2 protein-coding genes are annotated in these 11,402 nt (G+C 76.5%); both read left to right on the plus strand.

All coding sequences use genetic code 11. From position 1 onward, the window contains the following. Positions 1-6,123 (plus strand): SDR family NAD(P)-dependent oxidoreductase (locus tag ABT160_RS45105; protein ID WP_351655727.1); only part of this gene is annotated, 6,123 nt, incomplete at its 5' end. A gap of 30 nt (positions 6,124-6,153) precedes the next feature. Further along, a partial coding sequence (locus ABT160_RS45110) for a type I polyketide synthase (protein ID WP_351655730.1) occupies positions 6,154-11,402 on the plus strand: 5,249 nt, incomplete at its 3' end.

Consider the following 11,402-nt stretch of genomic DNA (forward strand, 5'->3'; position numbering starts at 1 on the left):
GGCTCGGCGGGCCAGGGCAACTACGCCGCCGCCAACGCCTACCTGGACGGCCTGATGGCCCAGCGGCGCGCCGCCGGGCTGCCCGGCCTCTCGCTGGCCTGGGGCCTGTGGGAGCAGAGCGACGGCCTCACCGCCCACCTCAGCGCCGTCGACCAGGCCCGCATGAGCCGCGGCGGCGTCCTCGCCCTCACGCACGCCGAGGGCCTGCGCATCCTCGACACCGGCCTGCACATGGGCCAGGCGCTGCTCGTCCCGATCAAGCTCGACCTCAAGGCCGTGCGCGGCCAGGCCGCGTCCGGCGCGGGCGTCCCGCACCTGCTGCGCGGCCTGGTCAAGGCAGGGCGCCGCACCGCGCGCGCCGCCGCCGGGGACACCGGCGCGCTGGTCCGCCGCCTCGCCAGCATCTCCCCCGAGGAGCAGGACGGCGTACTGCTCTCGGTCGTCCAGGCCGAGGCCGGGGCCGTGCTCGGCTTCACCAGCCCCGAACTCACCCAGGGCACCAAGGGCTTCAGCGACATCGGCTTCGACTCGCTGACCGCCGTGGAGCTGCGCAACCGGCTCAGCGCGGCCACCGGCGTGAAGCTGCCCGCCACGCTGATCTTCGACTACCCCACCCCGAAGGCCCTCGCCCGCCACCTGCGCGAGGAGCTGGGCGACAGCGCCGCGGCCGACGCGCCCGCGGCGGGCGCCGTGGCCGTCGCCGACCCCGACGAGCCGATCGCGATCGTCGGCATGGCCTGCCGCCTGCCCGGCGGCGTCACCGGCCCCGAGGCGCTGTGGCGCCTGGTGCGGGAGGGCCGCCAGGGCATCTCCGGCTTCCCCGACGACCGGGGCTGGGACCTGGACGCCCTGTTCGACGACGACCCCGACAAGGCCGGCACCTCCTACGCCGCGCACGGCGGCTTCCTGCGGGGCGCCGGACTCTTCGACGCGGGCTTCTTCGGCATCTCGCCGCGCGAGGCCCTCGCCATGGACCCGCAGCAGCGCCTGCTGCTCGAAGCGACCTGGGAGGCCCTGGAGAGCGCGGGCATCGACCCGACCGCCGCCCGCGGCGACAACATCGGCGTCTTCTCCGGCGTCTCCATCCACGACTACGTCGAGTCCCTGACCAGCCTGCCGGCCGACCTCGAGGGCTTCGCCACGACCGCCACCGCGGGCAGTGTCGCCTCCGGCCGGGTCAGCTACGCCTTCGGCTTCGAGGGCCCGGCCGTCACCGTGGACACCGCCTGCTCCTCGTCCCTGGTCGCCCTGCACCTGGCCGCGCAGGCGCTGCGCTCCGGCGAGTGCACCACCGCCCTCGCGGGCGGCGTCGCCGTGATGGGCTCGCCCATCGGCGTGCTCGGCATGTCGCGCCAGCGCGGCCTGGCGGGCGACGGCCGCTGCAAGGCGTACGCGGACGACGCGGACGGCACCGTGCTGTCCGAGGGCGTCGCCCTGGTCGTCCTTGAGCGCCTGTCGGTGGCCCGTGAGCGCGGCCACCAGGTGCTCGCCGTGGTCCGGGGCAGCGCGGTCAACCAGGACGGCGCGTCCAACGGCCTGACCGCCCCCAACGGCCCCTCCCAGCAGCGCGTCATCCGCAAGGCCCTGGCCAACGCGGGCATCACCCCGGCCGAGGTGGACGTGGTCGAGGGCCACGGCACCGGCACCGTGCTCGGCGACCCGATCGAGGCGCAGGCCCTGATCGCCACCTACGGCAAGGGCCGCGACGTCCGGCAGCCGCTGCTGCTCGGCTCGCTCAAGTCCAACATCGGGCACACCCAGGCCGCCGCCGGTGTCGCGGGCGTGATCAAGATGGTCCAGGCGCTGCGCCACGGCGTGCTGCCCCCGACGCTGCACGCCGGGGAGCGCACCACCAAGGTCGACTGGTCGGACGGTGTCGTCGAGCTGCTGACCGAGGAGCGCGCCTGGCCGCGCGACGGCCGTCCGCGCCGCGCGGGCGTGTCCTCGTTCGGCATCAGCGGCACCAACGCCCACCTGATCCTCGAAGAGGCCCCCGCGGAGGCGCCCGCCGCCGTGGCGGAGGGCCCCTCGGGCGTGCTGCCGCTGGTGGTGTCGGCGCGCGGCGCCGGAGCGCTCGCGGGACAGGCCGAGCGCCTGGCCGCGTACGTGGACGGGGAGGACCGGCCCCCGCTCGCGGGGATCGCCGCCGCCCTGGTCGCGCGCCGGGCGCTGCTGAGCGAGCGCGCGGTCGTCGTGGCGGGCTCGGACGAGGAGGCGGCGGCCGGACTGCGGGCGCTGGCCCGCGGCGAGGGCGCACCGGGCGTGGTGACAGGGCCCGAGGGCTCCGCGCTGCCGGGCAAGGTGGCGTGGGTGTTCCCGGGCCAGGGCTCGCAGTGGGCGGGCATGGGCCGTGAACTCCAGGACTCCTCCCCGGTGTTCGCCGAGCGGATCGCCGAGTGTGCCGCCGCGCTGGAGCCGTACGTCGACTGGTCGCTCATCGACGTGCTGCGCGGGGAGGTGAACCCCGGCCTGATGGAGCGCGTGGACGTGTTGCAGCCCGCGAGTTTCGCGGTGATGGTCGGCCTGGCGGCCGTCTGGACGTCGGCGGGGGTGGAGCCGGACGCGGTGGTGGGTCACTCGCAGGGCGAGATCGCGGCGGCGTGCGTGTCCGGTGCGCTGTCGCTGGAGGACGCTGCCCGGGTGGTGGCCCTGCGCAGCCAGGCCATCGCCGGCCGGCTCGCGGGCCGTGGTGGCATGGCGTCGGTGGCGCTCACCGAGGCGGAGGCCGTCGCGCGCATCGCGCGCTGGGCGGACCGCGTGGAGGTCGCCGCCGTCAACAGCCCGACCTCTGTGGTCGTCGCCGGTGACGCGGAAGCGCTGGACGAGGCCCTCGCCGCCCTGGAGTCCGAGGGCGTACGGGTCCGCCGCGTCGCGGTCGACTACGCCTCCCACACCCGGCACGTCGAGGACATCGAGGACGTCCTCGCCGAGTCCCTGGCCGGGATCACGGCCGAGGCCCCGCGCGTGCCCTTCTACTCCACCGTGACCGGCGGCTGGATCACCGACTCCGCTGTCCTGGAAGGCGGTTACTGGTACCGCAACCTGCGCGGCCAGGTCGGCTTCGGCCCCGCGATCGCCGCGCTCGTCGCACAGGGCCACGGCGTCTTCGTCGAGGTCAGCGCCCACCCGGTGCTCGTCCAGCCGGTCACCGAGATCGTCGACGAGGCCGAGGCCGCCTTCGGCACGGTGGTCACCGGCTCGGTGCGCCGCGACGAGGGCGGACCGCGCCGGCTGTACGCGTCGATGGCCGAACTGTTCGTGCGCGGCGTCCCGGTGGACTGGGCGTCGCTGCTGCCCGCCGGTGCCACCGGACAGGGCGTGGACCTGCCCACGTACGCCTTCGACCACCGGCACTACTGGCTGCACACGGCCAGGACGGCCACCGACGCGGCCTCCCTGGGCCAGGCGGCCGTCGACCACCCGCTGCTCGGCGCGATGGTCCGGCTGCCCGAGTCCGAGGCCCTGTTGTTCACCTCGCGCCTGTCGCTGAAGTCGCACCCCTGGCTGGGCGACCACACGGTCGGAGGCGTCGCGATCCTGCCCGCCGCGGGCCTGGCCGAGCTGGCCGTGCGCGCCGGTGACGAGGCCGGCTGCGGCGTGCTCGGCGAGCTGGTGATCGAGGCGCCGGTCGTGGTGCCCGAGCAGGGCGGCGTACGCATCCAGGTCGCCGTCGGCGAGCCCGCAGAGGACGGCTCCCGGGCGGTGACGGTCCACGCCCAGCGCGAGGCGGCCGGAACCGGCGAGGCCGCCTGGATGCGGCACGCCACCGGCACGCTCGTCGCTGAACTCCCCACAAGTGCGCCGGACTTCGACTTCGCCGCCTGGCCTCCGGCCGGTGCGCGCGCGGTCGACGCCGACGAGCTGTACGCCGGTGCGGCCGACCGGGGCCACGCGTACGGCCCGGCCTTCCAGGCCGTGCGCGCGCTCTGGCGGCGCGGCGACGAGGTGTTCGCCGAGGTCGCCCTGGACGAGGAGCGGCGCAAGGACGCCGGCCGCTACGGCCTGCACCCCGCGCTCCTCGACGCCGCGCTGCACGCCCACGCGCTGTCCGCCGAAGCGGCCGACGGCGACGGCGTGCCGCAGGCGCTCGGCTGGCGGGGGCTGATGCTGCACGCCGCCGGAGCCCCCGCGCTGCGGGTGCGCCTGCACCTCGACGGCTCCGGCGCCCTGGCGCTCCAGGCCGCGGACGAGACCGGTGGCCCGGTCGTCTCGGTGGACGCGCTGGAGCTGCGTACGCTCGCGGCCGGGCAGCTGTCCACGGGCGAGGAGGCCGTGACCGACGCGCTGTTCCAGGTCGACTGGACCGAACTGCCCGCGCCCCAGGGCGTGGAGGCGGACCGGAACTGGATCCGGGTGGCCTCGGTCGACGACGTGGTGGCCCTGGTCGGCGGCCCGGTGCCGCGGGCCGCCGTCCTCCGGGCGCCCGGCGGCGACGGCGAGGGCGCCGTGCTCGACCTGACCGCCCGCGTCCTCGCGGTCGTCCAGGCCTGGCTGGCCGCCAAGGGCTTCGAGGAGTCGCGGCTCGTCGTCGTCACCCGGGGCGCGGTGCCCGCGGGCGACGGCGCGGTCACCGACCCGGCGGGCTCCGCGGTGTGGGGCCTGGTGCGGGCCGCGCAGGCGGAGAACCCGGACCGGATCGTGCTGCTCGACACCGACCCGGCCGCCGACCCGGACACCGGGCTCGACGCGACCGTGGCCGCCGCCCTCGCCACCGGCGAGCCGCAGGTGGCGGCGCGCGGGGCCGTCCTGTCCGCGCCGCGCCTGGCGCGGGCCGAAGTCGCCCCCGTCGAGGGCGTGTTCGGGCCCGAGGGCACCGTCCTGATCACCGGTGGCACCGGCTCGCTGGGCGCGCTCGCGGCGCGGCACCTGGTCGCCCGCTACGGCGTGCGGAGCCTGGTCCTGGCCAGCCGTCGGGGTCCGGACGCGGAGGGCGTGGCCGAGCTGGTCACCGAACTCGCCGCGCAGGGCGCCCAGGTGACGGTCGAGGCCTGCGACGTGTCCGACCGCGCGCAGGTGGCCGCGCTCCTGGCCGCCGTACCGGCCGACCGTCCGCTGCGCGGAGTGCTGCACACGGCGGGCGTCCTGGACGCCGGGGTGATCGGGACGCTGAGCCCCGAGCGCCTGGCACGCGTCTACGGCCCCAAGGCCGATGCCGTACGCCACCTGGACGAGCTGACGCGCGGCCTTCAGCTGGACGCTTTCGTGGTCTACTCCTCGGTCTCTGCGGTCTTCATGGGCGCGGGCAGCGGCAGTTACGCGGCGGCCAACGCCTACCTGGACGGCCTGATGGCCCGGCGCAGGGCGGCCGGACTCCCTGGCCTCTCGCTCGCCTGGGGCCTGTGGGACCAGACCACCGGCATGGCGGCCAACACCGACGAACTCGTCCGCTCGCGGATGAGCCGGCGCGGCGGCCTGCAGATCATGAGCACGGCCGAGGGCATGGAGCTCTTCGACGCTGCCATCGGCTCCGGCCGCCCGCTCCTGGTGCCCGCCAAGGTCGACCTGCGGGCCGTGCGGGCGGAAGCGTCCGCGGGCACCGCCGTACCGCACATGCTGCGCGGCCTGGTGCGCGCGGGCCGCAGGCTCGCCCGCACCGGCTCCGCCGACGGGGGCGAGCTCAACCGCCGCCTCGCCGGACTGGCCGCCGCCGAGCGGGAGAAGGCCCTCGTGGACCTGGTCAGGACCCAGGCGGCCGTCGTCCTCGGCCACGCCGGGCCGGACGGGGTCCGCGCCGACACGGCGTTCAAGGACACCGGCTTCGACTCGCTCACCTCCGTGGAACTGCGCAACCGGCTGCGGGAGGCGACGGGCCTGAAGCTGCCCGCCACCCTGGTCTTCGACTACCCGAACCCGCAGGCCCTCGCCCGCCACCTGCACGAAGAACTGGTCCCGGACGGCTCCGCCGACGGCGCCGAGGTCGACGAGACCCGGCTGCGCGGCGCCCTCGCGTCACTCCCGCTGGCCCGCTTCCGCGAGGCCGGACTGCTCGACGCCCTGCTCGAACTGGCCGCCCTCGCCGACGGCGGCCCCGCACTCGGCGCACCGGACGCGGCGGACGAGGGGGCGGCGCTCGCCGACCTCGGCGTCGACGACCTCGTCCAGCTCGCGCTCGGCGACAACTGATCCTGCGACTGAGGAAGATTGGGGAACCACGTGAGTGCGTCGTACGAAAAGGTCGTCGAAGCGCTGCGGGCATCGCTCGAAGAGGTCGGCTCGCTGAAGAAGCGGAACCGTCAGCTCATCGACGCGTCCCGCGAACCCATCGCGATCGTGGGCATGTCCTGCCGGCTCCCCGGCGGGGTGGCGGGACCGGAGGACCTGTGGCGCCTGGTGCGCGACGGGCGTGACGCCGTGACGTCCTTCCCCGAGGACCGGGGCTGGGACCTGGAGGGCCTGTTCGACGCCGACCCGGAGAAGGCCGGGACGACGTACACCGACCAGGGCGGCTTCCTGCACGAGGCGGGCCTGTTCGACGCGGGCTTCTTCGGGATATCGCCGCGCGAGGCGCTGGCGATGGACCCGCAGCAGCGGCTGCTCCTTGAGACCTCGTGGGAGGCCCTGGAGAGCGCGGGCATCGACCCCACCGCCCTCAAGGGCGACGACGTGGGCGTGTTCTCGGGCGTGTTCGGCCAGGGGTACGTCGCCCCCGGCGCCAGCGTCGTCACCCCCGAGCTTGAGGGCTTCGCGGGCACCGGCGGCTCGACGAGCGTCGCCTCGGGCCGCGTCAGCTACGTCCTCGGCTTCGAGGGCCCCGCCGTCACGATCGACTCGGCCTGCTCCTCGTCCCTGGTCGCCATGCACCTGGCCGCGCAGTCGCTGCGCACCGGCGAGTGCACCATGGCGCTCGCGGGCGGCGCGACCGTGATGGCCAACCCCGGTGCCTTCGTGGAGTTCTCGCGCCAGCGCGGGCTCGCCGAGGACGGCCGCTGCAAGGCGTACGCGGACGGTGCCGACGGCACCGGCTGGGCCGAGGGCGTGGGCGTGGTCGTCCTGGAGCGCCTGTCGGTGGCCCGTGAGCGCGGCCACCGGGTCCTCGCCGTGCTCAAGGGCTCGGCGGTCAACCAGGACGGCGCGTCCAACGGCCTGACCGCCCCCAACGGCCCCTCCCAGCAGCGCGTCATCCGCAGCGCCCTCGCCAGCGCCGGGATCACCGCCGCCGAGGTGGACGTCGTCGAGGGCCACGGCACCGGCACCGTCCTCGGCGACCCGATCGAGGCGCAGGCCCTGCTCGCCACCTACGGCAAGGGCCGCGACCCGCAGAAGCCGCTCTGGCTGGGCTCGCTGAAGTCCAACATCGGCCACACCCAGGCCGCCGCCGGAGTCGCGGGCGTCATCAAGATGGTCCAGGCGCTGCGCCACGGCGTGCTGCCCAGGACGCTCCACGTGGACGCCCCCTCGTCCAAGGTCGACTGGTCGGCGGGCGCGGTGGAACTGCTCACCGAGAACCGCCCCTGGCCGGCCCAGGGCACCGCCCCGCGCCGCGCGGGCGTCTCCGCCTTCGGCGTCAGCGGCACCAACGCGCACCTGATCCTGGAGGAGGCGCCCGCCGAGGAGGCGCCCGCCGCCCCCGGGCAGGACGCGGACGGCGTGGTCCCGCTGCTGCTCTCCGCGCGCGGCGACATCGCCCTCGCCGCCCAGGCCGAGCGCCTCGGCTCCTTCCTGGAGGGCGCCGACGCGGTCCCGGGGGCGTCCCTCGCAGCCGCCCTGGCCACCCGCCGCGCCCGGCTGAGCGAGCGCGCCGTCGTCGTGGCCGGCGGCCGCGACGAGGCCCTGGCCGGGCTGCGGGCCCTGGCGCTCGGCGACGACGCCCCCGGCGTGGTCGTCGGCAGCACCGCCGCGGGCACCCCCGACAAGCTCGTCTGGGTCTTCCCGGGCCAGGGCTCGCAGTGGGCCGGGATGGGCCGTGAACTCCTGGACTCCTCCCCGGTGTTCGCCGAGCGGATCGCCGAGTGCGCCGCCGCGCTGGAGCCGTACGTCGACTGGTCGCTGACCGACGTGCTGCGCGGCGACGCCGAGCCCGGACTCCTCGACCGCGTCGACGTGCTGCAGCCCGCGAGCTTCGCCGTGATGGTCGGCCTCGCCGCCGTCTGGGCCTCCGTCGGCGTCCGCCCGGACGCCGTCCTCGGCCACTCGCAGGGCGAGATCGCCGCCGCCTGCGTCGCGGGTGCGCTGTCGCTGGAGGACGCTGCCCGGGTGGTGGCGCTGCGCAGCCAGGCCATCGCCGGCCGGCTCGCGGGCCGTGGTGGCATGGCGTCGGTGGCGCTCACCGAGGCGGAGGCCGTCGCGCGCATCGCGCGCTGGGCCGACCGCGTCGAGGTCGCCGCCGTCAACAGCCCCTCGTCGGTCGTCGTGGCCGGTGACGCCGAGGCGCTGGACGAGGCGCTGACCGCCCTGGAGTCCGACGGCGTACGCGTGCGCCGCATCGCCGTCGACTACGCCTCCCACACCCGCCACGTCGAGGACATCCGTGAGGCGCTCGCCGAGGCCCTCGCGGGCATCGACGCCCAGGCCCCGGCCATCCCCTTCCACTCCACCGTCACCGGCGGCTGGATCACCGAGTCCGGCGTCCTGGACGGCGACTACTGGTACCGCAACCTGCGCGGCCGGGTCGGCTTCGGCCCCGCCGTCGCCGCGCTCGTCGAGCAGGGCCACGGCGCCTTCGTCGAGATCAGCTCCCACCCCGTGCTCGTCCAGCCGGTCACCGAGGTCCTCGACGACAGCGGCACCGGCATCGCCACCCTAGTGACCGGCTCGCTGCGCCGCGAGGACGGCGGCCTCCGCCGCCTGCTGACCTCGATGGCCGAACTCCTGGTGCGCGGCGTCCCGGTGGACCTCACCGGCGTCCTGCCCGCCGGCACCACCGCGGACGGCGGCGACCTGCCCACGTACGCGTTCACCCACCGCCACTACTGGCTCCAGGAGCCCGGCGCGGCCACCGACGCGGCCTCCCTCGGCCAGGCGGCGGCCGACCACCCGCTGCTCGGCGCCGTCGTCCGGCTGCCCCAGTCCGACGGGCTGCTCTTCACCTCGCGCCTGTCGCTGAGGTCCCACCCCTGGCTCGCCGACCACGCCGTCGGCGGGACGGTCATCCTGCCCGGCAGCGGCCTGGTCGAACTGGCCGTGCGCGCCGGGGACGAGGCAGGCTGCGGGGCGCTCGACGAGCTGGTGATCGAGGCCCCCCTCGTGGTGCCCGGCCACGGCGGCGTACGCGTCCAGGTCGCCCTGGGCGCCGCCGACGAGCGGGGCGCCCGCACCGTCGAGGTCTACTCCCAGCACGAGGCGGCCGACACCGCGGCCTGGACGCGGCACGCCACCGGCACCCTCTCCGCCCCCGCCGACGCGCCGCGCGCGACGACGACCGACTTCACCGCCTGGCCCCCGCCGGGCGCCGAGGCCGTCGAGGTCGCGGGCTTCTACGCCGGCCTGGAGGAGCGCGGCTACGGCTACGGCCCCGCCTTCCAGGGCGTGCGCGCCGTGTGGCGGCGCGGCGACGAGGTCTTCGCCGAGGTCGCCCTGGCCGAGGGCGAGCGGGGCGAGGCGGGCCGCTTCGGCCTGCACCCCGCGCTGCTCGACGCCGCGCTCCAGGCCGCCAGCGTCGCCCGCGCCGCCGGAGCGGACGCCGACGACTCCGGCGCCCCCGTGCTCGCGTTCGCCTGGAACGGCTTCGAACTGCACGCCGCGGGTGCCTCCGCGCTCCGCGTGCGCCTCGCCCCCGCCGGGGACGACGCCCTGGCCGTCGAGGCCGCCGACGCGTCCGGCACCCCGGTGGTGACGCTGGACTCGCTGGTCTCCCGCGCGGTCAGCGCCGACCAGCTCCGCACGCCCGTGGACGCGGCCGTCGCCAACGCGCTGTTCGCCCTGGAGTGGGCCGAGCTCACCCCGGAGCCCGGCTCCGACCTGCCGCCGTCCTGGGTCCCGGTCACCACGCCCGAGGACGTCGCGGCCGTCGCCGCCAGCGGCGCCGCCCCGGCCGTCGTCGTCCTCGAAGCGCTCGGCGGCGACGAGGACGACGCCGTCCTGGCCCTGTCCTCGCGCGTCCTCGCGGTGCTCCAGACCTGGATGACCGCCGACGGCCTCGACCAGTCGCGGCTCGTCGTGGTCACCCGCGGCGCCGTCACCGCGGGGGACACCGCGGTCACCGACCCGGCCGGCTCCGCCGTGTGGGGCCTGGTGCGCGCCGCGCAGTCCGAGAGCCCCGACCGCTTCGTGCTGCTCGACACCGACCCGGCCGACGAGGGCGGCGTGGACGCCGTCCTGGACTCGCTGCTCGGCCCGGTCACGGCCGCCGAGGAGCCCCAGGTCGCCGCCCGCGGCACCAGCCTGTCGATCCCGCGCCTCGGCCGCCCCGCCGCCCTGGCCCCCGCCTCCGAGGCCGCGTTCGCCCCCGAGGGCACCGTCCTCATCTCCGGCGGCGGCTCCCTGGGCGGCGTCGTCGCCCGCCACCTGGTCGTCCACCACGGCGTGCGCAGCCTGGTGCTGGCCAGCCGCCGCGGCCGGGACGCCGACGGCGCGGCCGAGCTGACGGCCGAACTCACCGCGCACGGCGCGTCCGTGTCGGTCCTCGCCTGCGACATGTCCGACCGCCGCCAGGCCGAGCTCGCGCTCGGCGCCGTACCGGCCGGGCACCCGCTGCGCGCCGTCGTCCACACCGCCGGCGTCTTCGACGACGGCCTCATCGGCGCGCTCACCCCCGAGCGCCTCGCCGGGGTGTACGCGCCGAAGGTCGACGCCGTACGCCACCTCGACGAGCTGACCCGCGGCCTGGACCTGGACGCCTTCGTCGTCTACTCCTCCGTCGCCGGCATCTCCGGCGGCGCGGCCCAGGGCAACTACGCGGGCGCGAACGCCTTCCTGGACGGCCTGATGAGCAAGCGGCACGCGGCGGGCCTGCCCGCCGTCTCGCTGGCCTGGGGCCTGTGGGAGAAGTCCCTCGGCATGGCGGGGCACCTCAGCGCCGTCGACCAGGCCCGCGCCAGCCGCAGCGGCGTCCTGGAGATCTCGGCCGCCGAGGGCATGGAACTGTTCGACACCGCCGTCGCCTCCGGCCGCCCGCTCCTCGTACCGGTCAAGCTCGACCTCAAGGCTGTGCGCGCCGACGCCGCGTCGGGCACCACCGTGCCGCACCTGCTGCGCGGCCTGGTGCGCGGCACCCGCCAGCAGGCCCGGGCCACCGGCGGCGCGGGCGAGCCCCGGCAGCTGTCCGACCGGCTCACCGGCCTCACCGCCGCCGACCAGGAGGCGCTGCTGCTCGACCTGGTCCGCGCCCAGGCCGCCGTCGTGCTCGGTCACGGCGGGGCGGAGCACGTACGCCCCGACACGGCGTTCAACGAGGCCGGGTTCGACTCGCTGACCTCGGTGGAGCTGCGCAACCGGCTGCGCGAGGCCACCGGCCTCAAGCTGCC

The organism is Streptomyces sp. NPDC001941, assembly GCF_040296945.1.
GTDB lineage: Bacteria > Actinomycetota > Actinomycetes > Streptomycetales > Streptomycetaceae > Streptomyces.